The organism is Halomonas sp. A3H3 (assembly GCF_000982975.1).
Classification (GTDB): Bacteria; Pseudomonadota; Gammaproteobacteria; order Pseudomonadales; family Halomonadaceae; genus Vreelandella; species Vreelandella titanicae.
In genome coordinates this window covers 4,120,583-4,144,463 of record NZ_HG423343.1, presented here as the reverse complement: position 1 = coordinate 4,144,463, position 23,881 = coordinate 4,120,583, and the positions used below count along the sequence as shown (strand labels likewise).

Here is a 23,881-nt window from a genome sequence, read left to right as displayed (position 1 = left end):
GCCTCGTCTCTGGAAAACCCGGTTCGCCGAGAATCCGCTACGGGCGCTGATCGATCCACGCCATCCTGACCGACAGAACAAACAGCCGGAGGCCACCGTTCATGCGCATTGACGACATGAGCATCGACCAGTTGCTGGAACTGAATCAATACATCTGCCGGCGAATTGATGAACTGCGTGACCGGGAGAACCTCCAGGCGCTGAGCCAGTTGCGGGTGGGCCTGAAAGTGACCTTCGAGAGCCGGGAAGGCCCCGTGCTGGGGATTGTCACCAAGATCAACCGCAAGAGCGTGATCGTGCTGGATGAGGATGGCAGGAAGCAGTACAAGGTCTCGCCGGAGTTATTGAGACCTCTCCGGGACGTGAAGTAGGTCAACTACGTCTTGGAATGAACGCTTACGCAAAAGCTGCGTAATAACCTGGCAGGCTGTATAGGCTGCGGCTGTCTAAGCATGACCAGTTGCCCACTCTATAACCCGGACGACAAGCTGGCGGAATCAGGTAGCGGCCCAGTCCTGTTGGATCAGGCAGAACAGAAAGCGAGAGCCCAGCAAGAACCAAGCGCTAGCTCATAGCGCTTATTAGCAGCCTTCATGCATTAATCTACACGAATGAACCACTTGGGTTTGATGCGCCCGAAGTCACGACGGGTGTTTGTTTTCAGGGATTTTTTGGAATCCAGCACCACGGGTTCCCGCTCGCTTCTAGCAAACACCACCCAATGCCAGAAAGGTCTGCCCTGCTCCATGCGCCATTTGATCGCCAACAGTGCTTTATCTGGAAGGCTCTCCCAGGTATCAAATGGCGTCTCCGTAGGAGCAGCCGTGATACCCAAAGCACGCAAGAGCTTACGGACGTACTCAGTGTCTGACCAAAGCGCTGTGTCTTCGGCATAGATACCTAAGGCGTGGGCTGTCTCTTTAGCCTGCGCATAGGTAATGCCCGCAAGAGCAGCGCATGCTGCGATGCCACAGCCGGATATTTCTTCTTGAATGACGGGGTTCATTTGCATATTGATTAACGTTTGCTATAAATGGTGCGAGGAAAAAGCGTGCACGACCTAAATAATTGAATTAAATTGCATTTTTATTTCGCTCACTCACGATCTAACTTCAATTACCCTGAGACTCCACTTTCGCCAATTTCTTCTCTAGCTTAACAACTTTAAAAAATGAAATAATGCCAAAAACAAACCCCAAGATGCCCATCGACATTCCCATAATTCCAAAAATGAATCCTATATCGCCCATGTTATCTCTCCAATTTTAAAGCTAATTCTGACCAATATTAGCGTACTATAAAGCATCACTTACCATTCATTTAATGAGTGCCTTTAATTGCATCACAAAAGTAGCCATTCAGCACTATGGCGCTAATGGCACTATTCGAGCAACGAACGGCTGCTTTTACGCTATACTGCATCATTTTTTATTTTCGACACACCTTACGACATTCTGTCAGGGCGCCTTATGCCATTTGCAAAACTAGGATTATCCACTCCTCTTGTTCAAGCGATTTCCGAACTAGGTTACGACACGCCAACGCCCATCCAGGAGCAAGCGATCCCTGCGATTCTTTCGGGTAACGACTTAATTGCCACCGCACAAACAGGCACAGGCAAAACCGCTGCCTTTGTTCTGCCTCTATTAGAACGATTCAGCAACGCGGGAACGTTACGCGGCAAACGCATACGTGCGCTGATTCTCGTGCCCACCCGGGAGTTAGCGGTTCAGGTCGAAGCCAGTGTGGCTCAATACGCTAAACACACGCACTTAACCTCTATGGCTATGTATGGCGGTGTGGATACCGAAGCTCAAAAAGAGCGCCTAATCAAAGGGGTGGATATTCTGGTCGCCACGCCCGGCAGATTGCTTGATTTGGCGCATCAGCGTGCGCTGCATTTTGATGAACTTAAAGTCATGGTACTGGACGAAGCGGACCGAATGGTCGAGATGGGTTTTGTCGACGATATCCATAAAATCATAGAACGCCTACCTGAAAACCGTCAGAACCTATTGTTTTCGGCCACAATCACAGACGACGTTCGCGCCCTCGCCTACGATTTTTCAGATCGCCAGATGACCGATCTAGCGGCTGAAATATCCATTTCTCCAAACGTCCGCGCCGCCGCAAATGTCAAACAATGGCTAATCACCGTCGACAAAGACACTAAGTCCGCCTTGTTGAGCCACTTAATCAACGAGCAACAGTGGGATCAGGCGCTCATTTTTACCGAGAAAAAACACAATGCGGCCAAGCTTGTTGCTCAACTGGAAAAACGCGGCATCACAGCGGACTCTATCCATGGCGATAGAAGCCAAGCCATGCGCGAAAAGATTTTGGCCCAGTTCAAATCTGGTGAGCTAAAGTACTTGGTCGCCACGGGGGTTGCCGCGCGCGGTTTGGATATTGGCGAACTGAGTCGTGTGGTGAATTATGATTTACCCTTTAAGCCAGAAGAGTACATCCACCGCATTGGCCGAACCGGCCGCGCGGGCGCCTCAGGGGAAGCCATCTCTTTAGTCGACATGAGTGACTTTAAAAATCTTTGTGCCATTGAAAGACGCTTAAAAAGCATTATTGAGCGCAAAGAGATTGCAGAGTTCCCGATTCGAAAAGCAGTACCTGAATCAAACTTGAATTTCAGTAAAAAGTAATCGTTAAAACTTACCCAAGAAGCTCACCTTTTAAAAGGGTGGGCTTCTTTATTATCTATATTTCACGAATCTGGTAAAAATGCATCTAATAGCTCGGCATTAGTGGGATATTTATCCAATAACGCAAGCAACTTCTGCGCTCCTTCTACTGGCTTAAGCGCTGTCAAACCTCTACGTAATGTCCTTACCTTTTCAATATCTTTTGCATCAATCAAAAGCTCTTCTCTCCGCGTACTGCTTTTGGCAATATCTATCGCCGGGAAAATCCGTTGATTGGCCACTTCCCGAGATAACACCAGCTCCATATTGCCCGTGCCCTTGAACTCCTCGAAAATCACCTGATCCATACGGCTTCCCGTATCCACCAGCACGGTGGCCAAAATGGTAAGCGACCCGCCGTTTTCGATCTTTCGCGCAGCGCCAAACAGTTTTCGCGGTATTTCCATCGCTCGGCTATCCAGCCCACCCGACATAGTGCGGCCATTGCCCCGCTGCTCGGCATTATGAACGCGCGAGAGTCTGGTAAGAGAATCGATCACAATCATCACATTATGCCCCTCGCCTGCTTGCTTACGCGCCGTCTCAAGAAGCTTATCGGCCATACGCACATGGTGTGTGTAGCTTTCGTCTGAAGACGAGGCATGTACTTCTGCCGACACACTGCGCTTAAAATCGGTCACTTCTTCCGGGCGCTCATCAATCAGCAAGGCATACAGCTTTATATCAGGATGAGCTTCTGCCACGGCCTGACAGATATGCTTTAACATCGTCGTTTTGCCAGAGCCCGGCGGCGCAACAATCAACCCTCGCTGCCCCATCCCAATGGGCGTAATCAAATCCATCGCTCGGACAGTACGCTGCTTAGAACCCGGTTCTAAATAAATGCGTGGGGAAGGATGAATAGCGACGCCATTTAAAAAACGTTTTTCAGGATCATTAGGGAACTGATCTTCAACCTCGTCGGCGGGCTTGGCATCTATCTCTCTTTTCACCTTCAAACCTAGTGTTTTTCTCGCCATAATATCGATGTATCGCCTTGAATAAACTGAATTTATAGAATACTGAATCTATGAAATAGCTGCATCATAGACTGCCGATTGGTCGCATTGTTGCGGTACTTGGCATGGAAAACGGTTAAGTCTAATTTGGGCTCAATCAGATGATTAGTCGTTGATCTCCACCATGGCGTTCTGATCGTGGTTATAGGGTTTGAAGCGCGGCATGGTGAACACTCCTCATCTATTTTCTTTGATCCTACCAAAGCGTAGCTGTCTACAGAGTTTTTTCTACAGCCTCAACGCTCAAACCAAGTGTACACAAAAAGATACTTGGAATTTTATGTCAAATTTTCATTTAGTCTTCCAAACCCACTTTCCATTAACAATTGTGAAAGATCCTGTTTGGATAAATTTAATTCTAATGCTCGTTTCAAAGACTTCCTCACGAGTTCTTTCATTTTCAACACGTCATTTTTATTTATTTTTTTACGATCTCCTGTATGCACTAGTGCCGAGCGTTTATCATATAGTTCTCTTGCCACCTTGAATATCTCGCGAGAACTTTCTCTATCTTCACCTAAAAGCACTGCACAACCCCTTGAAACTCTAAGCCGAAGCTCGGTCTTACCATCATTAAGCAAGGCTTCTAAAGAAATCATTAGGGACAGAAATTCAAATTCTATATGAGGCACATGATAAGATTGCTCAAAATTTGATAGGGAAAATTCTAAGTATTTCGGCAATTTACCTATAAGCTGGGATGATAGATATTCATTAACCAACGGAACTTCGTTCTGATTCAGACTAAACAGACGATTTTCACAAAATAGAGTATTTTCCATTGAGCTGAACATTTCCAACTCATCATCTTCATCTGTATAATAAAATTCTATACTTATCCGAATGGACCCCTCTTTAAAAAGTCTTAACTTATTAATTCTATCACCTAAGTATTTCGAAATCTGTCCATGAAACTTATGCTGCATTTCCCAATATGGCATATGCGCTTCAATATCAGCAGGATCCCCTTGAAACTCAGGATAATCATCTAAATTTTTCTTTATTATATAAACATACTCAGGGCGATAATATGACCCAAATGGAACACATCCCCATTCATGATCTAATTTTGACCATACATCCGCAGTTATGAAACTCCCCTCACACATATCTGCAAAATCAACCATGGTCATTTCTTCAATAACAAATCCATCACCAAGGTCAATCCCGAGGATAGAGCTATCTACGTTACCAAGTAAAGCCAGATATTTCATTAATTTACCTTATTGCCATAACGCTCGCATTAAGTCGGTGGTTTGACGACGCAAAGCGGCGGCAAATACGTCGACTGGAGGGTATATTCTGGCAGCTTAGGGAGGTATAGCTACCGCTATTTTCTTCTTTATAGATGAGATAACCTTAAGCAAGGTAGCTGGTGGATCATAGTGCACCGACTAGTCGCGTCGCTTCGGTGCTTTGGAATGGAAATCATCGAAGCCGACAAGTCGAGCTTGTGCTCAATCATAAAGTGCACGGCGTGTTCAAAAGTGCCTGGCTGAAGCTGATCTTGGTAGTTGATCACCAACATGGTGTTCTGATCTTAATTCTAAGCTTTGAAGCGCGGCATGCTGACCACTCTTCGCCTGTTTTCCAGAGCATACCAAAGCAGCTGTCAGTGGGGTTTTACTACAGCCTCAACGCCATGGTTCAGGCGCGTTTGAGGCGGTGCTTGCGTTTTCGAAAGCAAAGGTGCGCCGCGGGCCAAATGTCGCCTGCAACAACTTGTTATACGTTTTCGTCAACCCAACTCTCCATGCTTTCCAATAGCTCCGGAACCGGGAGTCTTTCGATGTCTCTTTTGGAAAACCCCCTTGCGGTGAGCGCATCGTAGTTGTCGCCCATGAAAACGTTGAAAGAATCCCAGATGCGGCTAGCTCCATCCGCGCCAAGCCCACATGTTGAGCTGAGCCAATTACGAACCTCGACGACAACGTCTTCAGGAATGTTTTGATGATTCGCAACGTCAGAATTCGACAAATCAGAAATTGCTGCTTGGTATTTATATCTTTCCCCAACAAGAATTAGGCATTTCTTTTGCTCGTGTTCCCCGCCTTTGAACAGGCGACACCCAACGTCAATTCCCAGCTCAAACGGCATGTTTAGGCGAAATACTTCTCCTTTCTTTGTGGCTTTGATGCGTGAGAGGTCATGTATTGCGTACTTTGACTCTTGTATGAGCTCGACGATCTTGGCAATGCGAGCTTCTCCGGAGTCTATCCGCTCAGTTGCAATTCTCGGCTTCAACCCGAGATAGATGATGGTGAATAGTAGTGGCCGAAGCAGCGGATAAAAAGGTTCGTCAAATGGGCAGTTAACGAACACGTTTTGATCGAATGACACCTTAACTATTTCTTATCTCGCGGAGGAAACGGATCGATCCCATAGCTCCGACGTTCTTTGACGGTTCCATCTTTTCCGTGGACATAAAGTTCACCATGTGTTTTTTTTGCAGCGTCACGTGCATATTTCACAGCATCGGCTTGGCTCTCAAAGACCTTTCCTGCGCGGGTTTTCCCTGCGGTTTTGACGGCCCAACCACCTCTTTGGCGGGGGACGACATGTTTGCCCTTAGTTTTCATGGGGAGGTCACTCCTGACTCATAAAACGTATAATAGTGATTATACACCCAACTGCATAACTTCAATGAAAGTGCCTTCGCGTTTATCGATGTTATCTAGCTCGCCACATTTACGTAACTCATTGTTTTAAAAACCAACATCCCAACCACTAGGCAGCATACCCAATATTTGCGTGCCCGCTCGTTTTTCTATATTCATATCACTCTATTCATAAAATTGGCTTAGGTCACGCATTGGGAAGATAAAATTTGGGAGTGAGGTTTTGATGGAGTGCGAGGCGGAAGAAGAAGACATTTCATAAGCAATTGTTTCCGTTGGCTAATAAAACGCTGATCGTGCCACAAGTTGTGCTCATACAACCCCGTATTGCGGACTTTAGTGGCGCGACTAACGGCTTACCTGTAGTCCCATTTCAACAGACTTCTGTAAGATCCCGACTTCGTCGGGCGATCACTTTGGGTGGCTGATTAAGCGCTGATCGCCCAATAAATTGTGCTCCTACCGCTCCCTCAACGCGGAGTTTGTTGGCACGATGCCCCTTCCATGGCACCGTGCACTTCGCTGAGCGGGCGTATTAGGCTTTTAGGACATAGCGCAGGGTTTCAACAACTTGATCGGTGGTGGTACACCAGGCTTGGGCACCAGCATCGACTTCTTTCAGCGGGTGGACGATGTCTTCGCTGTGCAGCGTGATGTAGGGCTTGGCGAGGGCTGCGCAGTAGCCTGCGTCGAAGGCGGCGTTCCACTGTTTGTACTGGTCGCCGAAGCGTACAACGACCAGATCCGCCTGCTCGATCATGGTGCGGGTGCGGATGGCGTTGACCTTGGATGACTGGTGGTCGCGCCAGAAGCCATTTTCCGGCTTGCCCAGGTGGTCGCCAGCGGCGTCTGAGGCAGCGTGATCGGTGACCGGTGCGGTAAACACGATATCCAGGCCCGCGGCCTCGGCGCCGCGCTGGATTTCTTCGCGCCAATCGGTGTGGATCTCGCCGGATAGGTAAACGTAAAAGCTCATGGCTATTCCTCAATATACTAGTTGGTCAGTAGCGCCATTTTATGGAAAATCATTCCATATTAATACCGGCACTATAGCAGGGGCTGTTTGGCCAGCAGATAAATATCCATTATCCAGCCGTGGGTGTCGCGTAGCGCTGCCCGACGCTGGATAATCTGATCGCCGACGTCGCTTAGCCAGCCTTTGATCAGGCACTGTTTATCCATGCCCAGGTAGGCGCCCCACCAGATGTAGATGTCATCTTGCGGCAGCGCGGTAAAGGCCCCGCCGCTATCCAGCATTACGGCTACCGTGGCGGCATCGTTTGGCCAGCCGCGCTCGCGGAGGCGACGGCCGGTGGTGATTTGCACCGGCTCGGCGAGGGCGTTGAGGGGGATTTTATGTTCAGCAGTGAGCACTTGCAGGCTGGTGATGCCGGGCACCACCTCTACTTCAACCTGCTTACCCGCCGCGCTTAGGCGCTGGGTAATGCGCAGGCTGCTGTCGTAAAGCGAGGGGTCGCCCCACACCAGCATCCCTACCCGCCCGCCGTTGGGAAGATGTTCATCGATTTGCTGCGCCCAGACGTTGGCGATGGCAGCGTGCCAGTCGTCCACCGCGCCCAGGTAGTCATTGCGTCCATCCCGACTGGGCAGATCGAACTCGACGATCTTGGTGGTCACCGGCGCTTCCAGCAGGCGTTCGCAGAGTAAGCGGCGCAGGTCGATCAAATCCGACTTGGCCTCGCCTTTGCGGGGCAGCAGGATCAGGTCGGCGTTATTGAGGGCGCGCACGGCGGCCAGGGTGACGTGGTCAAGATTGCCGGTGCCGATGCCGATGAGCGACAGCGTGATCATGATTCACTCTCTTGGTCTTGGCTTGCCGTGGCAAAAGGCGAATCCGCCGACTGAGGGCGAAAGCGGCGGTCGTAGCCTACGGCGTAGAGGCTGCTCTCCTGGAAGTCGTCGCTCTCCAGCACCGGCCCCACCAGAATTAGCGCGGTGCGCTGCATGGTGTTATCGATCAACGCTTCTATGCTGGCTAGCCGCCCGCGTACCACCCGCTCGTCGGGCCAGCTTGCCCGCCACACGATCGCTACCGGGCACTGCTCGCCGTAGTAAGGCGTCAGACTTTCGACCACCTGGGAAAGATTATGGATAGAGAGATGGATGGCCAACGTGGCGCCGGTTCGCGCGAAATTGGCCAGGGTTTCGTCACTGGGCATGGCGCTGGCCCGACCGGGAGTGCGGGTGAGCACTACCGACTGGGCGACACCGGGCAGTGTCAGCTCCTGACCCAGGGTTGCTGAAGCAGCCGCAAACGCTGGCACGCCGGGGGTAATGCTGTAGGGGATAGCCAGCTCGCGCAGGCGGCGCAGCTGCTCGCCCATGGCCGACCATACCGATAGATCCCCCGAATGCAGCCGGGCGACATCCTGGCCTTCGGCGTGGGCGCGGCTGATCTCCTGCATGATGTCATCCAGCGAGAGCGGTGCGGTGTTGATCACCCGCGCCCCCGCCGGGCAGTGTTCCAGAATCTGCTCCGGCACTAACGAGCCTGCATAGAGGCAAACCGGACAGGCGGCGATCAGGTCGCGCCCGCGCAGGGTAAGCAGATCCGGCGCGCCGGGGCCGGCGCCGATGAAATGTACGGTCATTATCTATTTCCTTCTGCTAACGCCAACGCGGCGGTGGCCTGTCGATCCGCTGAGATGATTCTTGATCCCACTAACTTAGCATTGTGGCCCGCCGCTAACAGCGCTACGGCCTCGGCCACGCTGCCCGTGCCGCGGGCCTGCATACTTTGTGTTGAATGAGTCAGCGTTGTCACTTTTGTTAGCTCGGCGTCCGACACGGCGATAACCTCGATGTGTCGCAGTTGTCCCAGCTTTTCTACTAACGGCAGCATGGAGCGAGCCGCCGCCAGCTTATCGATAGCCCCGTAGTGCTCGACAAGCTGATCCAGCGCTTGGCCGAGCGAGCCAACCGTGGCCTCGCGACGAAAGCCAAATCCCGCTATTCTCAACGCCAATTGCTTCACCGAACGCCCCGCCACTGAACGATGGGGTAGCTGGCCTTCCAGCCCCGCCGGGTGCCGATGGGGGCGGCGTTGGCAAGCTCCAGGCGCATCAGTTCGCCGCCTACTTTGTGCTGCCAGTGGGCCAGCAGCGCTTCGGATTCCAGTGTCACCGCATTAGCGACGATGCGCACGCCTTCGGGCAAGCGCTGCCATAAATCGTCTATCAGCGTTTGGGATAACCCGCCGCCGATAAATACCGCCTCCGGCAGCGGCGTATCGTTTAGCACTTCCGGCGCGCGGCCCTCTTTGACCTCAAGCCAATCAACGCCCAGGTTCTCTGCGTTGCTGCGCGCTCGCGCTGCCCGTTCTGCGTTTTGCTCAAAGCCCACCGCCTGATTATCCGGGTGAGCGAGCAGCCACTCAATGGCAACAGACCCCGATCCGGTGCCGATATCCCATAGCCGCTCGCCGGGCATGGGGGCCAGCGCCGACAGAGTCATGGCGCGAATGGTCTGTTTGGTGATCTGGCCGTCGTGGTCAAAAAAATGATCCAGCAGGCCGGGCGTCAGCGGCAAGGCGAGGCCGTTACCGGCGACTTCCAGCCCCACCGCCACCGGATGGGCGATATCGTGTGGCAAGTTGGTGTCGACACGACAATGGCGAACACGCTCGTTATCGCCGCCCAGGGCTTCCAGCACCGTTAGCTGGGAATCCCCAAAGCCGAATCGGCTGACCAACGAGGCGAGTTCGGCCACCGCTTCGCCGTCTCTTACCAGCACCAGCAAACGCCTACCGGCATGCAGGTAAGGTCGAATGCGCGTCAGCGGTTTGGCGTGCAGGCCCAGGCAGGTGCAGCGCTCCAGCGGCCAACCCAGGCGGGAAGCCGCCAGGCTAAAGGTGGAAGGCGCTGGCAATGCCAGCCACTCGTCAGCGCTGAGATGCTGCGCCAGGGTGCTACCCGCCCCAAACCAGAACGGGTCGTTCGAGACCAACATGACCACCCGGCGTCCGCGCTGATTGAGCAGTTCAGGAATGCCATCGGCAAAGGGCACCGGCCACTCAATCACCTCGGCATTTAGGGGCGGCAAAAGGCGTAGGTGGCGGCGGGCACCGAACACTACCTCGGCACTTTCCAATGCGGCGTGGCTTGCCGCGGTTAGTCCCTGTGTGCCACCCTCCCCCCAGCCTAAAAGGGTCAGCCAGGGAGCCTGACCCACTGGAGCGTGAGAAATTTCAACCATGATCAAGATCCTAATTCTCGGGGGAACCACGGAGGCCAGCGCTCTGGCCAGTGCGGTTGCCAAGCGCGGGCTTCCCGCCATTTTCAGCTATGCGGGTCGTGTTTCCACGCCTAAGCCTCAGCCGCTGCCGACCCGAATTGGCGGTTTTGGCGGCATTAGCGGCCTTGCCGCCTTTGTGGCCCAGGAGCGCATCACCCATATCGTCGATGCCACCCATCCTTTTGCCGCGCAGATGAGCACGAATGTGTTAGCCGCTGCGGCCCAGTGCGGCGTAAAGGCCATTGCCCTAACCCGGCCTGCCTGGCAACCCGTTGATGGCGACCAGTGGCAAAGCGTGGCAAGTATTGATGAGGCCGTCAGCACCCTGGCGGGCCCGCCCCAGCGCGTTCTGCTCGCCATTGGCCGCATGCACCTTGCGGCCTTTGCCGCCCAGCCCCAGCACCATTACGTGCTGCGTTTGGTTGACCGGCCTACCAGCCCGTTGCCGCTGCCGGATTATACCGCCGTGATCGATAGAGGCCCGTTTACCTTGGAGGGCGACTTAGCCCTGCTGGAAAACCAGCGTATCCAGCGCATTGTGTGTAAAAACTCTGGCGGCGATGGTGCAGCCTCAAAGCTGACCGCTGCCCGTAGGCTCGGCCTGCCCATTGTGATGATCGAACGGCCAGCACTGCCACCCCGCCACGAAGTTCATTGCATCGATGACGTGTTTAGCTGGCTTGGCGACCACTATTAATCATCGGCTCTTCGTCATTTTATATGGGATTATTTCTGCCAGTCTGATAATTGACCAGTGCGAGGTAACTTTAGCTCGCGCCTGTTTAGGCTGCCAAGCTGATAACTGCACCCGTGGGAGGGCGCTTCAGCGCGCGAAGGGGGCCGACGGCACCCTGGTATTATCGGATTGGAAGCATAAGCAATCGCGAGCTAAAGCTCCCTCCCACAACAAATAGTTGGCTTAGTGGTTACAATCAGAATTATGAGACTCAAAATGGTCGATTAATATTAAATCCACATTAGATGACGAATAACTTAATCATCACGACGCTTAATCAGCCGAACGCGGTGTATACACCAGCGGCGCTCCATCCCGCTCAATCAATCGCGTGTGCTGAGAACCGACAATCACCAGGGTGCGCATATCGGCCATGTCCGGCGTCGCCTCGCCTAGCGTGGTGACACGAATCGACTCTTCCGGCGTGGAAACCGCCCGGGCGAAGATGATTAGCCTATCAGGCCCGCAGGCCTCCCGAAGTACGTCCAGCGTGCGCTCAAAGCCCGCCGGGCGCGCCTTGGAGCGCGGGTTGTAAAACGCCATGGCGAAATCGGCCTCGGCAGCCAAACGCAGGCGCTTTTCAATCAGCGCCCAGGGCTTGAGGTTGTCGGATAGATTGATGCAGCAGAAGTCGTGCCCCAGCGGCGCGCCGACGCTTGCGCTGGCGGCGAGCATGGCGGAAATGCCTGGCAGCACCTGAATATCCAGCGCGCGCCACTGGGCATCGCCTGCCTCCAAGGCTTCGAACACCGCGGCGGCCATGGCAAAGACGCCGGGGTCGCCGGAAGAGACCACCACGACCCGATGGCCCTCAAGCGCCAGCTGTAGCGCCTGCTCCGCCCGGCGGATCTCTTCGCGGTTGTCCGAGCCGTGGCGAACCAATCCAGCACGCGGCGCGACCCGGTTAACGTAGGGCACATAGCCCACCACGTCGGTGGCTTCCTGCAGCGCAGCGGTTACCTCGGGAGTGACCATAGCCTCTGAGCCCGGCCCCAGGCCGACGATTTTCAGCCAACCGCTCATGGTCGCCTCCCGTGGCCATGGATCAGCACAATCGAGAAGTACGGCACGCTCTCGCCAACGTCCGCCAGCGGCAATACGCGTTGTTGCGACATGGCGGCGTATTCGATCAGCCAGGCCTCGCTTTCGCGGCCGGCGTGAACCAGGGCCCGACGAAGCTTGGCCAGGTTGCGGCCAATCTTCATCACCACCAGCGCATCGGTTTGGGCGATGCGCTCGGCCAACGCGTCTTCGGGGAGCGTGGCCATCAGCACGGTCAGGATGTCATCGCCCCAGGTAATCGGCTGGTCGGTGGCCGTCCACGCCGCCGACATTCCGGTAATCCCTGGCACTACCGAGACGGGCACGCGGTTCAACAGTCGCGTGTAGAGGTGCATAAAGGAGCCGTAGAAGAACGGGTCGCCTTCACACAGCACCACCACATCGCACCCGGCTTCCGCCATCTCGATGAGCTGGGCCACGCTGCGTTCGTAGAAAGCCGCCAGTAGCTCATTGTAGCGCGGGTCGTCGAAAGGAATTTCCGTGGTGACCGGGTATTCCATGGGCAGCTCGATTGCGCCGGGCGAGATCATGCCCTCCACGATGGTGCGCGCATGGCCGCAGCGACCCTTTTTACGGAAATAGGCCACGTGGGTCGCCCCGCGTATCAGGCGGTCGGCGCGCACGCTCATCAAGTCTTGGCTGCCGGGGCCCAGGCCAACGCCGTATACCGTTCCCTGGGTCATTCGATGCGATCCGCCATGGCGTTGATGGCCGCTACCGTGACGGCGCTGCCACCCAAACGCCCGCGGACGATACAGCTGGGCAGTGCCGGGTTAGCCAACAGCGCCTCCTTGGATTCCGCCGCGCCGACAAAGCCTACCGGGCAGCCGATGATCGCCGCCGGGCGCGGGCATGCCGGGTCTTCAAGCATATTGAGCAGGTGAAACAGCGCGGTGGGCGCGTTGCCAATAGCGACCACGGCGCCTTCCAAGTGGGGGCGCCAGAGTTCCAGCGCCGCTGCCGAGCGGGTGTTGGCCATTTCCTGGGCGAGGCCGGGCGTTCGCTCATCGTTAAGGGTGCAGATGACCTCGTTGTCAGCGGGCAGCCGCTTGCGGGTGATGCCTTCCGAGACCATGCGGGCATCGCAGAGAATCGGTGCGCCCTGCTCTAAGGCAGCGCGGGCCTTGTTGACCACATCGTTTTGAAAATGAATATGCGCGGCCAATTCAACCAGCCCGGCGGCGTGAATCATGCGCACCGCCACGGTCTCTTCTTCCACTGAAAAGCGGCCAAGCTCGGCTTCACTGCGAATAATCGCAAACGACTCCCGGTAAATCGCCGGGCCACTGGTTTCGTACTTATAGGGCACCCAAACTCTCCAAATAAACTAATTCGCAGTTGCTGGTCTGCAAGGCCTCCGTGCCAGGGCAGGTTTACGCGAGGGCGCTGTGACCCCGTCCCTGGGCGCTACTTTTTCCATCCCTGGAAAAAGACCCTCGCTACAACCTGCCCTGGCACTAAGCTATCCAGCATATAAGCCACTATTTTTTAATATCGATAAACCTAACGGCTTTCGCTGAGCTTTTTTATAACATCCAACGCCTCACTCTCGGTGAGGCCTGTCTTAATCGGCGTGCTATCGGCACCGCCGTTAACAACAACATTAAATCGACCAGCTTGCCCGACCAAGCACACATCGGCTGGGGTGCGACGGGCGCAGCCTTTAGCGCAGCCGGATATATGCACGGTTCCTTCCACCCAGCCGCTTAGCTTCTCGGCAAGCGGCTGGGTGGCGACGCTCGCCTGTTCGCAAAAGGGCGCGCCGGGGCAGGCGTCCATCGCTAGCCGCGGGTCACTATTATGACGGATCAAGCCATCAATCGCGGCTAGTGTATCGCAATCCTGCAACAATAGGCGCCGCCATGGAGTGACCTGCACGACGCGGGCACTTGTTTGGGAGACAGCCTCGCGCAGCGTTTCAGCCGCCACCCGGCCAAAGGGAAGCCCCACCACCATGCCTTCGTGGTGTTTACCAAGCGCCAGCTTCTCGCCGGGAGGTACAGGAGCGATTTCAGCGGGCGCCCAATCGGGCAGCGGTGCGGTATGCCGCCGCATACGGCCTGACGCCCAGCCGCCGCTGTCCACGAACCAGTGGGTCAGGCGTATCAGCTGCTCGACGGCGGCCTCGGTATCGCTCACCGCCGTGCCTAGCGCGTAGCCATCGGCACGCACCAGCAGCCCCCCTTCCATCGAGCGCTCGATACGAAAATCGGCGGCGCTGTCGCCCAGTACCGGCGCGTTTCCCGCATCAATCGCCATGCCGACCTTGCCGGGCATCGTAGCCAATTCGCTACCCCGCGTTTGCAACAGGCGGGCAATGGTATGGATGTCATCGCCCTTTTGCCAGGCGGGCGCCAGCATCAGCTGTGGCTGGCGCTCTGCTTCCGGGTCATCGCTCACCAGTTGATGCTCGACCAGAAACGCCATCAGTGGCGGCCAGCTTTCATCGGTCACCCCACGCAGCTGCAGGTTGGCCCGGCTGGTCAGCTCGATCAAACCGCTGCCGAAGGTCTCGGCGGCGTCGCACAGTGCCAGTACCTGTTGCCGCGAAAGCTCACCCAGTGGCGGGCACACGCGCACCAGCAGGCCATCGCCGGTGGCCATGGGACGCCACGCGCCGGGGCACCAGCCTTTAATGCGCGGGCTGGGCGGCATGACCATTGGTCTCTTTGGCTTCGTCCATTTCCAGCAGCAGATCCTGAAGCGCCTGGCCGTGCTCGCCGGGGGCTTGCCACATGCCCCGCTGGGCGGCTTCGAGTAATCGCTCGGCCATCTCTTCCAGGGCGGCCGGGTTGTGCTCGCGCAGGAACTGCTGATTGGCGGCGTCGAGCACCAGGGCGTCGCTCACCTGGGCGTACTGGTAGTCGGCAATCAGATCGGTGGTGGCGTCGTAGGCAAACAGGTAGTCCATCGTGGCGGCCATCTCAAAGGCGCCTTTGTAGCCGTGCTCGCGCATGGCATTGATCCACTTGGGGTTCAACACGCGCGAGCGAATCACCTTCGCCAGCTCCTCTTTCAAAGTGCGAATCTTGGGCATCGCGGGGTTGGCGTGGTCGGCGTGGTAAATCTCCGGCGCCTTTCCACTCAGCGAGCGGGTGGCATTGGCCATGCCGCCCTGGAAGGCGTAGTAGCTGTTGGAATCGAGGATATCGTGCTCGCGGTTACCCTGGTTTTGCATCACCGCATCCAGGCCCTGGAGCTGCTGCTCGAACGCCGCCCGCGCGGCAGTGCCGGAGGCCTTGAACTGACCGTAGGCGTAGGCGCCTGTCTCCATATAGGCCTCGGCCAAATCGTCGGCGCTGTCCCAGGATCGGTTTTCAATCAACCGGTTTAAGCCCGCGCCATACTCGCCGGGCTTGCTGCCAAATATTCGGTAGCTCGCTTCCTGGGCAGCCATCTCGGGGCTTAGCCCCTGCTCTTCCAGTTCCTGCTGGCGGGAAAGCACCGCCTCACGGATGGTGTTGCTGTTGCCCGGCTCTTCATAGCTCGCCACCGCCTGCACGGCGGCGTCAAACAGGCGAATCACGTTGGGGAAGGCGTCGCGGAAAAACCCGGACACCCGCAGGGTGACGTCGACCCGTGGGCGATTGAGCAGCATTGAGGGGATCACTTCAAAGTCGCTCACCCGCTGGGAACCCAGCGACCAGATAGGTCGCACGCCCATCAGCGCTAAGGCCTGGGCAATATCATCGCCGCCGGTACGCATGGTGGCAGTGCCCCAGATGGATAGCCCCAGTCGGCGCGGGTAGTCGCCGTGATCCTGCAGATAGCGTTCGACAAACGCCTGGGCGGATTTTTCGCCCAGCGTCCAGGCGGCAGGTGATGGAATCGAGCGGTTATCGACGCTGAAAAAGTTGCGCCCGGTGGGCAGCGTATCCAGCCGCCCCCGGCTTGGCGCGCCGCTGGGCCCGGCGGGCACGAAGATGCCCTCCAGGCCGTCGAGGAGCGACTGAATCTCCATCTTCACGCCGCGCTGCATGGTGACCCATAGCTGGTCGCGGGCGTAGCGCAGCTGCGCTGCCGTATCGGGGTAATCCTGAGTCAGGTCATCCAGGCAGCAGTCTGCCAAGACGTAGTCGGCCACCCAGCGCTCGGCCAGCAGCTCCAGACGTTCGCGGGCATCCGCCCCGGTGCGCCAGGGGGTATCGAGCTGCCGGGTTAAAATAGCCGGTTCGGGCCCCTGCCAGGGCTCGTTTCCCGCGGCTAACGGATCAAAATCCAATCCTAAATCGCTGGCCAGATTGTGCAGCAGGCCGCGGCTGGCCACCGTTTCGCCCCGGGGTAGTCGCAACAGCGCCACCAAGGTGCCCGCCCGCTTCTCTTCCGGCGGCAGCGTGCCGAGTATGTGCAGGCCGTGACGGATCTGTGATTCCTTGATGTCGCACAGAAAGGTATCCAGTTCGTTCAGGATTTCCGCGTCATCAGTGCTATCGACCGCGTGCGCCAGCTCCTGGTCGATACCGGTATCACGCAGGTGGGCGAGAATCTGGCTGCGAATCAGCGCTTCCCGGCGGGGATCCATATCCAGCGCTTGATAATATTCGTCGGTGAGCGCTTCCAGCTCGGCCATGGGCCCGTAGAGTTCGGCCCGCGCCAGCGGCGGCATCAGGTGGTCGATAATCACCGCCTGACTGCGCCGTTTCGCCTGGGCGCCCTCGCCAGGGTCGTTGACGATAAACGGATAAAAATGCGGCAGTGGCCCCAAAGCAATATCCGGCCAGCAGTCGGCGCTTAGCGCGATGCTCTTGCCCGGCAGCCACTCCAGGTTGCCGTGCTTACCGACGTGGATGACCGCATCGACCTGGTAGTGCGCACGCAGCCAAAAATAAAACGCCAAATAGCTGTGGGGCGGCGCCAGCTCCATATCGTGGTAGGACTGGGTGAGATCGTCGATAAAGTCGCGCTCCGGCTGGATACCCACGAAGGTCTCACCCAGACGAATACCGGCGATCATCAACCGACCCTGGCGGCATTTGGGGTCTTCATGAGGTGCGCCCCAGCGCGTCCATACGGTTTCCTGCAGCTCGCTAGGCAGGGTTTGAAACCAGGCCAGGTAGTCGTCAACGCTGATGCTCTGCCAACAGGCGCGCTGGTCGAGGCTGGCGTGATCGTTGGTTACCGCACCCTGAAGCTGGCGGATCAATTCATCGCCGTTTTCAGGCAGCTCGCTTAACGGATAACCCGCCGATTTCAGGGCGTTGAGAATCTGCAGCGTCGACGCGGGGGTATCCAGCCCGACCCCGTTACCAATGCGGCCATCGCGATTGGGGTAGTTGGCCATGATCAGCGCGACACGCTTTTGCCCGTTGGGGGTCAGCCGCAGCGAACAAATGCGCCGTGCCAGCTCGGCCACAAAGGCGGCCCGCTCCGGGTGGATGACGTGGTGGGTCACCGCCAGCTGGCAGCGCGGGTTGTAGTGGGCTTCGGCTTTAAAACCTACCGCCCGGGTGATGATGCGGCCATCCATTTCGGGGAGCACCACCTGCATGGCCACATCGCGGCTATGCAGCCCGGCGGCCATGTCCTGCCAGTCTTCACTAGTGCTGCTGGCAAGAATCGCCTGGAGCACTACCGGACGCCCCACAAACAGACTGTTTTGAAGATCAGCGGGTAATTCTTCACCCCTCTCTTCACCCTGGGCATCGACCTGATCGGCATTGCGATTGACCGCAAAGCTGGTGGTATTGATCACCAGCATGGCACCGGTCTGCTCAATCAGGTGATTGATAAAATCAATGCACGGCCCTTCTTTCAGGGACGCCACGGCCACCGCCAACGGCTCAAGCCCCTGGTCTTTCAGCGCCGCCAACAACCCGTCGGGTACGGCGGTATTCGCCCCCTGCAAATGACTGCGATAAAACAGCAGCAGACACACCGGCCGCCCCGGCACCTGGCGATCGCGCCACTCGCTGAGGCTTGACGCCTGCTGCTCCTGGGACGCATAAATCACTGCGGGCGGAATGATCTTGGGCTCCTGCCAATCGCCCAACTGCTTATCCATATACTCATTGGCGACAAAGCGCAGCAGCTGCTCGGCGTTATCGGCGCCGCCCTCTCGCAGGTAGCGCCACACCCGGTACGCGTCATCGAAGGGGATGGTGGAATCTTCCAGCAGGGCGTCATCCGGGGCATCGCAGCCCGGCACCATTATCAATTGGCGCTCGGGTTTCGCCGCCGCCCAGGCCAGCAGGCGTTCGTGACCGTACTGCCAGTAGGCCTTGCCGCCCAGCAGCGAGACGATGACCAACTGAGCCTTTTCCAGCACCCGATCTTCGTAGAGATCGTAGGCGGCCGGTTTTACCAGGTTCATCCAGTTGGCCAGCCGCACCGAAGGGTACGCCTCGCCCAGACGGTCGACCGCCTGGGCCAGCGCCGACAGATTGCTATCGGCGGCGGAGAGTATCACGACCTCGGCGGGGCTCTGTTGCAGGTCGATGATACCTTCATCATCGACAAAGCCCCCGGGCTTAGCGGCGAATAAGTGCATTAGGTAGCCGTTTGAGAAGCCGTTTGAACCTCTGCTTCAGCCAGCGCGTCACGCAGCGCTGCGCTATCCAGGTGTTTGCCAATAATCACTAATTGGGTTTGGCGGATTTCGTCCTGAGCCCACAGCCGGTCGAAGTAGCCTTCCAGGCGCTCGCCCACCGCCTGGATGACCCGACGCATGGGCTTGCCGGGAATCGCCGCGAAGCCCTTGGCGCGGTAGATCTCGTGGCTTTTCAGCAGCTGTTGCAGCTTGTCGGCCAGAACATCGCCATCGACTTCGCCCAGGGTGATCACGCAGGAATCAAAGTTATCGTGGGCGTGGTCGTGGTGAGCGCCTTCGGCGTGGTGCTTGTCGTGGTGATTGGTGATGCTATCGATGTTTTTTTCGCTTGCTGCGCCAATGCCCATCAGCGCTTCCAACTGAGTGGTGTCGGTCGTCAGGGTCTGATCGATAAACAGCGTTTTCACCGAGGCCGTCACCCGCGCCTGGATCACGGCTTCCACCTTTTTGCGCTCTTCCGGGCTGAGCAGGTCGGCCTTGCTAACCAGCACCAGATCCGCCGCGCTGAGCTGGTCATCGAGGAGCTCGCGCAGGCTGGGGTCGTGATCCAGGCTCTCGTCGGCGAGGCGCTGGGCGGCCACCTTATCCACGTCGCTGGCATAGCGACCGGCGGCCACGGCGGGGCCGTCGATCACGGTAATAATCGCATCCACGGTGCAGTGCTGGCGTACGTCGGGCCAGTTGAACGCCTGCACCAGCGGCTTGGGCAGCGCCAGGCCGCTGGTTTCGATCAGGATGTGGTCGATATCGTCGCGGCGGGCGACCAGCTTTTTCATGACCGGCAGAAACTCTTCTTCCACGGTGCAGCAAATACAGCCATTGGCCAGCTCATAGATGCTGCCGTCTTCACCGTCTAGCTGCCCGCCTTCGCTACCCTCTTCACACCCCAGCGCGCAGCTGCGCAGCAGGCTGGAGTCGATATCCTGTTCGCCGAACTCATTGACGATCACGGCTATCCGCTTGCCGGTCACCTGACGCAGAATATTGGCCAGCAGCGTGGTTTTGCCGCTGCCGAGAAAACCGGTGACGACCGTGGCAGGAATCTTGCTAAGTTGGACATTATTGGGTTGCATGGGTAAATGCCTCGCTGTGTTGCGGTTCGCAGCACGCCGGGCTGACAGAAAAGAGCCTTGCCACAGCGTAAGGATTATTAGGGAAAAACAGATGTAAATAGGTCGCCGTCAGGCGCTTTTGACGGTAAATCGCCTCCCCCGGTGCGGGGTGCCGTTGGCGGCGGCCGTGGCCAATGGGCTCGGGAGTGCCTTCCGCCATGGAGCGGTGGTGAGCGTGGCCACGAACCGGGCCTTCCGGCAGCTCGGCGGTTTGCATCCCCTGGCAGCCGCGACGCCCGCGCATGGCCCCCTGCCCAGGCAGCAGGCCCAGCATGGTATGGGTAATGTCGTCGTAGTCGGTCAGGGTTTCCAGGCAGTACAGCAGCCCGCCACACTCGGCCAGAATGGGCTTGTCGGCGCGGTAGAAAGCCTCAATGGCCGAACGCATGGCGCCGTTATCCGCCAGCGTTTGAGCGTGAAGCTCCGGGTAGCCACCGGGCAGCCATAGGGCGTCGCACTCGGGCAGGCGGCTATCCGTTAGCGGCGAGAAGAAACGCAGCGTCGCGCCCATCTGCTCCAGCAGGTCGAGGTTGGCCTGATAGACAAAGCTAAAAGCCGCATCCCGAGCTACACCAATGGTGTGGCCTTCGAGCAACGGCTTAACGGCCGCGAGTTGTTCCTGGGGGGCGGTAAAGGTCACGGGTGAAAGCGCCGAGAGCGCGTCCAGCAGCCCGGCGGCTTCCAGCGCTTTGGCACCCGCCTCGAAGCGGGCTTCCAGATCCTCGCGAATCTCCGCCGCCTGCACGAGACCCAGGTGGCGCTCGGGGAGCGACAGCGCAGGATCGCGCGGCATGGCGGCCAGCAGAGGAATCGTCGACGGCAGCGCGCCTTCGATCAGCTCGCGGTGGCGCTGCGAGCCGCAGGCGTTGGCGATTAGCCCGGCGATATGGATGTCATCGCGAAAGCCGACCAACCCCGAGACCAGCGCGGCAGCGGTCTGGGCCATGCCTTTTACATCCATGACGATCGCCATGGGAATATCGAACAAGGCCGCCAGATCGGCACTGGAGGGCTCGCCGTCGAAAAGCCCCATGGCGCCTTCCACCAGGATCAAGTCCGCTTCGCAGGCGGCGTCATAAAAGCGCTGGCGGCAGTAGGCCTCGCCTGCCATCCATAGATCCAACTGATCCACCGGCTGGCCGGAGGCCTGGGCCAATATCTGCGGATCCAGGTAGTCCGGGCCGGTCTTGAACACCCGCACTACTTTGCCCTGGTTGCGCAGCAGGCGCGCCAGACCCGCCGTGACGGTGGTTTTGCCCTGGCCCGAGGCCGGGGCGGCGATAAACAGCGCGGGGCAGCGAGCGGTTGGCGTGGTCATCAGTATTCGATCCCCGCCTGGGCTTTGACGCCGCCGCGAAAGGCGTGGCGCTCGTCTTGAACAACGCTGATGGTATCGGCGATTTCCTGCAGCGGCGTGGCCATGGTGCGCCCGGTAATGATGACGTTCTGGTGCGCCGGGCGGCGCTTAAGCGCTTCCACCACCGGCTCGGGGTCGAGATAGCCGTACTTGAACATATAGCTCATCTCGTCCAGCACGATCATGTGGTAGGCGGGGTTCTCCAGCAGCCCTTTGGCGACGGCCCAGGCGGCCTGGGCAGCCTCGATATCCCGCTCGCGGTTCTGGGTTTCCCAGGTAAAGCCGTGGCCCATGATGTGCCAGTCAAGCTTGGGGTGGTCGCGAAAGAACAGGTACTCGCCGGTTTCGCGGCGGCCTTTGATGAACTGGATCACCGCGCACTGCTGGCCGTGCCCCAACGAGCGCGCCATGGTGCCGAAGGCGGAGCTACTTTTGCCCTTGCCGTTGCCTTTCAGCAGGATCAGTACGCCGCGCTCTTCCGTCGCCTTGCTGATGCGCTCGTCGACCACGTCTTTTTTACGCTGCATGCGATCTAAATGGCTTGCGTCGCTCATGAGAAGTTCCCAGGTTGATGTTCAGAGACTGCCATAGAGGGTCTGCCAAACGAAGCCGGCCAGTAACGCGCGCCCAGCTGCTGGGCGATGCGTGCGCCCTGCCCGCGCTTGACTTTGGACTGTTCGGTATCGATCAGCAGGCAGTCGTCCAGCGGGGCGAGATCGTCAACGGTTTCCCGGGTGCGGCCATCGGTAATCAGATAGGTGCGCACCTTCAGACCGGGCTCGCGGTGCTGCCACTGGCGGATCAGCCGCTTGGCCTCAATAATCGCTTCCCGCAGCGGGGTGCCACCACCGCCTTTGGCACTGTTTAGAGTGCTCCGCGCGTTTTTGGGCGCTCGGCGACGGGAGAGTATCGGCACGACACCGCCGTTGCCAAACCCCAGCACCGCCACCTGCTCCCGCGCGGCGTAGGCTTGGCTGACCAGCGACTCGACCAGCCCCTTTGCCTGGCCTAACAGGCGCTGCCCCAGGGTGGAACCGGAAGTGTCCAGCAGTACCAGGTGTGCCGTCGCCTGCCCGGCGCGGGACTTGCGCATCTTTAGCTGCTGCCAGGGCCACTGGCCACGATTGGCGATCAGCGTCGCGAACCCGTCCAGCCGCGAGGTCTCAACTTGGGAGCGGCCACGCCCCTCCACCCCGCCTTTCCCCCCGCTGGAAGCGGTATCTGCACGCTTAGCCCGCTGAGCAAACTCATCGCTATCGGGCAGTTTCAGTGCTGGCTGGCTAATCGACGCTTGAGCCATGGGAGGCATGGCGCCCCACTGGCCCTGTTCACCGCGCTGACTAGACGTCCCGCCGCTGGGCGCGTTATTAGCTGCCGACGACCCGCCCTCGCCTTGCGAAGGCGTTTGATTAGGCGGGGATGACGGCGGGCTCTGCTCTGGCGGTTGGGTACGCCGATGCGCCAGCACCCAAGGCTCAACGGTATCGATATCCTGCTGCTCCACGCCACCCACGCCACGCCAGGCAGCGTGGGCCTGTGCAGCACGGTGCCAGGTAACGTCTGCCCGTAAGCCTTCAACCCCGGCGGCCTCACAACTGTTGGCAATCGTTCGATACACCCAGAGGTCGGTGGTGATCTCTTTGAGCAAACGCTGGGCTTTAGCAATACGCTCGGCCAGGGCTGCCTGGGCAGCCTCAAAGTGTTGCAGCGTGCCAGCCGGGTCGCGGTCGAAGGCTTCTCGCTGCTGCACGATGGCAATCCGCTCGTCAATGCTCATGGCACCCGCCTGCTCGAGGCAGAGGCCGAATCGATCGAGTAACTGCGGGCGAAGCTCGCCTTCGTCCGGGTTCATGGTGCCGATCAGGCTGAAGCGCGCCGGGTGGGAGTGGCTGATGCCATCGCGCTCAACGATATTGGTGCCACTGGCGGCCACGTCCAGCAGCAAATCAACCAGGGTATCCGGCAGCAGATTGACTTCATCTACGTAGAGCACCCCGCCGTCGGCTTTAGCAAGCAGCCCGGCATGAAAGGTAGCTTCGCCATTGGTCAGTACCTTTTGCAGATCCAGACTGCCAACCAGCCTGTCTTCGCTGGCACCCAGCGGCAGAGTGACAAAAGGGGCATGCTTTCCTTCGCTATCGCTGGGCAGAATGGCGGCCAGCGCCCGAGCTAAGGTGGATTTAGCGCTGCCCCTTGGCCCACTAATCAGCACCCCACCGATGCGCGGGTTAATGGCGTTAAGGAGCAGCGCGGTTTTCAGCGACTCCTGGCCGACCACCGCCGCAAAGGGGAACTCACTCACCGGCACCTCCCGTGCTGGCCAAGCCCGCTAACCGATCACTACTAGCCAACTGATCTAGGGAGCATGGAACTTGAATATGATTCATGGAAAATAGCCAAGTGTTAATAAAATAATTCATAAAGAAGTGGGAACAGAAAAGGCGTTCAGTATAGAGGAAGGGGTGGCGGCGAGGCCAATT

General features: G+C 57.8%; 23 protein-coding genes and 1 pseudogene. 4 read left to right on the top strand and 20 right to left on the bottom strand.

The features are described 5' to 3' along the window. The first annotated feature begins 101 nt into the window (after window positions 1-101). Together HALA3H3_RS18695 and HALA3H3_RS27450 are read left to right on the top strand one after the other, a co-directional pair. Window positions 102-371, top strand: a complete 270-nt coding sequence (locus HALA3H3_RS18695; protein WP_022519664.1) for a hypothetical protein — start codon at window positions 102-104, stop codon at window positions 369-371. A gap of 30 nt (window positions 372-401) precedes the next feature. Beyond that, window positions 402-575, top strand: a pseudogene (locus tag HALA3H3_RS27450) (redox-sensitive transcriptional activator SoxR); the annotation flags it as partial. A gap of 23 nt (window positions 576-598) precedes the next feature. On the opposite strand, the gene HALA3H3_RS18690 reads toward HALA3H3_RS27450, so the two are convergent. Beyond that, window positions 599-1,006, bottom strand: a complete 408-nt coding sequence (locus HALA3H3_RS18690) for a hypothetical protein (protein WP_053857234.1) — start codon at window positions 1,004-1,006, stop codon at window positions 599-601. A 106-nt stretch (window positions 1,007-1,112) separates the two neighbouring features. Beyond that, window positions 1,113-1,250, bottom strand: a complete 138-nt coding sequence (locus HALA3H3_RS27155) for a hypothetical protein (RefSeq protein WP_170834133.1) — start codon at window positions 1,248-1,250, stop codon at window positions 1,113-1,115. A gap of 219 nt (window positions 1,251-1,469) precedes the next feature. Here HALA3H3_RS27155 and HALA3H3_RS18685 point away from each other — a divergent pair, with 219 nt between their 5' ends. Beyond that, the gene (locus tag HALA3H3_RS18685; protein WP_022523088.1) at window positions 1,470-2,657 is read left to right on the top strand and encodes a DEAD/DEAH box helicase; all 1,188 of its coding nucleotides are present in this window, start codon (window positions 1,470-1,472) and stop codon (window positions 2,655-2,657) included. A gap of 62 nt (window positions 2,658-2,719) precedes the next feature. Here HALA3H3_RS18685 and rho read toward each other — a convergent pair whose 3' ends face one another. The 9 genes from rho to HALA3H3_RS18640 all read right to left on the bottom strand — a co-directional run bounded on the left by rho (window position 2,720) and on the right by HALA3H3_RS18640 (window position 10,548). After that, window positions 2,720-3,676, bottom strand: a complete 957-nt coding sequence (gene rho / locus HALA3H3_RS18680) for a transcription termination factor Rho (RefSeq protein ID WP_022523087.1) — start codon at window positions 3,674-3,676, stop codon at window positions 2,720-2,722. Between the two features lie 317 nt (window positions 3,677-3,993). Continuing rightward, window positions 3,994-4,929 (bottom strand): HEPN domain-containing protein, encoded by a 936-nt coding sequence (locus HALA3H3_RS18675; protein WP_022523086.1) that lies wholly within the window; start codon window positions 4,927-4,929, stop codon window positions 3,994-3,996. 511 nt (window positions 4,930-5,440) lie between these two features. Continuing rightward, window positions 5,441-6,055: a hypothetical protein gene (locus HALA3H3_RS18670; protein ID WP_022523085.1), complete on the bottom strand. Its 615-nt coding sequence runs from the start codon at window positions 6,053-6,055 to the stop codon at window positions 5,441-5,443. 5 nt (window positions 6,056-6,060) lie between these two features. After that, window positions 6,061-6,294, bottom strand: coding sequence for a DUF2188 domain-containing protein (locus HALA3H3_RS18665; RefSeq protein WP_022523084.1), 234 nt, complete (start codon window positions 6,292-6,294; stop codon window positions 6,061-6,063). Between the two features lie 574 nt (window positions 6,295-6,868). Next, window positions 6,869-7,309, bottom strand: coding sequence for a YtoQ family protein (locus HALA3H3_RS18660; RefSeq protein WP_022523082.1), 441 nt, complete (start codon window positions 7,307-7,309; stop codon window positions 6,869-6,871). A gap of 71 nt (window positions 7,310-7,380) precedes the next feature. Continuing rightward, entirely contained in the window at window positions 7,381-8,145 is a 765-nt protein-coding gene (gene cobF / locus HALA3H3_RS18655; protein ID WP_022523081.1) for a precorrin-6A synthase (deacetylating), read from the bottom strand. Next, window positions 8,142-8,945, bottom strand: coding sequence for a precorrin-4 C(11)-methyltransferase (gene cobM, locus HALA3H3_RS18650; RefSeq protein ID WP_022523079.1), 804 nt, complete (start codon window positions 8,943-8,945; stop codon window positions 8,142-8,144). Before cobM ends, cobF begins: the two co-directional genes overlap by 4 nt. Next, complete coding sequence (locus HALA3H3_RS18645; protein ID WP_022523078.1) at window positions 8,945-9,328, bottom strand: cobalamin biosynthesis protein; 384 nt, start codon at window positions 9,326-9,328, stop codon at window positions 8,945-8,947. Before HALA3H3_RS18645 ends, cobM begins: the two co-directional genes overlap by 1 nt. Next, entirely contained in the window at window positions 9,325-10,548 is a 1,224-nt protein-coding gene (locus HALA3H3_RS18640) for a bifunctional cobalt-precorrin-7 (C(5))-methyltransferase/cobalt-precorrin-6B (C(15))-methyltransferase (protein ID WP_053857039.1), read from the bottom strand. Before HALA3H3_RS18640 ends, HALA3H3_RS18645 begins: the two co-directional genes overlap by 4 nt. Here HALA3H3_RS18640 and HALA3H3_RS18635 point away from each other — a divergent pair. Then, window positions 10,547-11,284: a cobalt-precorrin-6A reductase gene (locus HALA3H3_RS18635; RefSeq protein ID WP_022523076.1), complete on the top strand. Its 738-nt coding sequence runs from the start codon at window positions 10,547-10,549 to the stop codon at window positions 11,282-11,284. The two genes, HALA3H3_RS18640 and HALA3H3_RS18635, sit on opposite strands and share 2 nt — an antisense overlap. A gap of 312 nt (window positions 11,285-11,596) precedes the next feature. Here HALA3H3_RS18635 and cobJ read toward each other — a convergent pair whose 3' ends face one another. The 9 genes from cobJ to HALA3H3_RS18590 form a co-directional block, all read right to left on the bottom strand. Beyond that, a complete protein-coding gene (gene cobJ, locus HALA3H3_RS18630; protein WP_022523075.1) occupies window positions 11,597-12,346 on the bottom strand; it encodes a precorrin-3B C(17)-methyltransferase in 750 nt (249 codons plus the stop codon). Next, the gene (cobI, locus tag HALA3H3_RS18625) at window positions 12,343-13,068 is read right to left on the bottom strand and encodes a precorrin-2 C(20)-methyltransferase (RefSeq protein WP_022523074.1); all 726 of its coding nucleotides are present in this window, start codon (window positions 13,066-13,068) and stop codon (window positions 12,343-12,345) included. Before cobI ends, cobJ begins: the two co-directional genes overlap by 4 nt. Continuing rightward, complete coding sequence (locus HALA3H3_RS18620; protein ID WP_022523073.1) at window positions 13,065-13,694, bottom strand: precorrin-8X methylmutase; 630 nt, start codon at window positions 13,692-13,694, stop codon at window positions 13,065-13,067. Before HALA3H3_RS18620 ends, cobI begins: the two co-directional genes overlap by 4 nt. Before the next feature lie 194 nt (window positions 13,695-13,888). After that, window positions 13,889-15,040 carry a precorrin-3B synthase gene (locus tag HALA3H3_RS18615; protein ID WP_022523072.1) on the bottom strand — a complete coding sequence of 384 codons (1,152 nt, stop codon included), beginning with the start codon at window positions 15,038-15,040 and terminating at the stop codon, window positions 13,889-13,891. After that, entirely contained in the window at window positions 15,018-18,872 is a 3,855-nt protein-coding gene (cobN, locus tag HALA3H3_RS18610) for a cobaltochelatase subunit CobN (protein ID WP_022523071.1), read from the bottom strand. Before cobN ends, HALA3H3_RS18615 begins: the two co-directional genes overlap by 23 nt. After that, entirely contained in the window at window positions 18,872-20,005 is a 1,134-nt protein-coding gene (gene cobW, locus HALA3H3_RS18605) for a cobalamin biosynthesis protein CobW (RefSeq protein ID WP_022523070.1), read from the bottom strand. Before cobW ends, cobN begins: the two co-directional genes overlap by 1 nt. Beyond that, window positions 19,992-21,362 (bottom strand): cobyrinate a,c-diamide synthase, encoded by a 1,371-nt coding sequence (locus tag HALA3H3_RS18600; protein WP_022523069.1) that lies wholly within the window; start codon window positions 21,360-21,362, stop codon window positions 19,992-19,994. The genes cobW and HALA3H3_RS18600 overlap by 14 nt, the downstream gene beginning before the upstream one ends. Further along, window positions 21,362-21,955 (bottom strand): cob(I)yrinic acid a,c-diamide adenosyltransferase, encoded by a 594-nt coding sequence (gene cobO, locus HALA3H3_RS18595; protein WP_022523068.1) that lies wholly within the window; start codon window positions 21,953-21,955, stop codon window positions 21,362-21,364. The genes HALA3H3_RS18600 and cobO overlap by 1 nt, the downstream gene beginning before the upstream one ends. Then, window positions 21,952-23,703, bottom strand: a complete 1,752-nt coding sequence (locus HALA3H3_RS18590; RefSeq protein WP_022523067.1) for an AAA family ATPase — start codon at window positions 23,701-23,703, stop codon at window positions 21,952-21,954. Before HALA3H3_RS18590 ends, cobO begins: the two co-directional genes overlap by 4 nt. Between the last annotated feature and the right edge of the window lie 178 nt (window positions 23,704-23,881).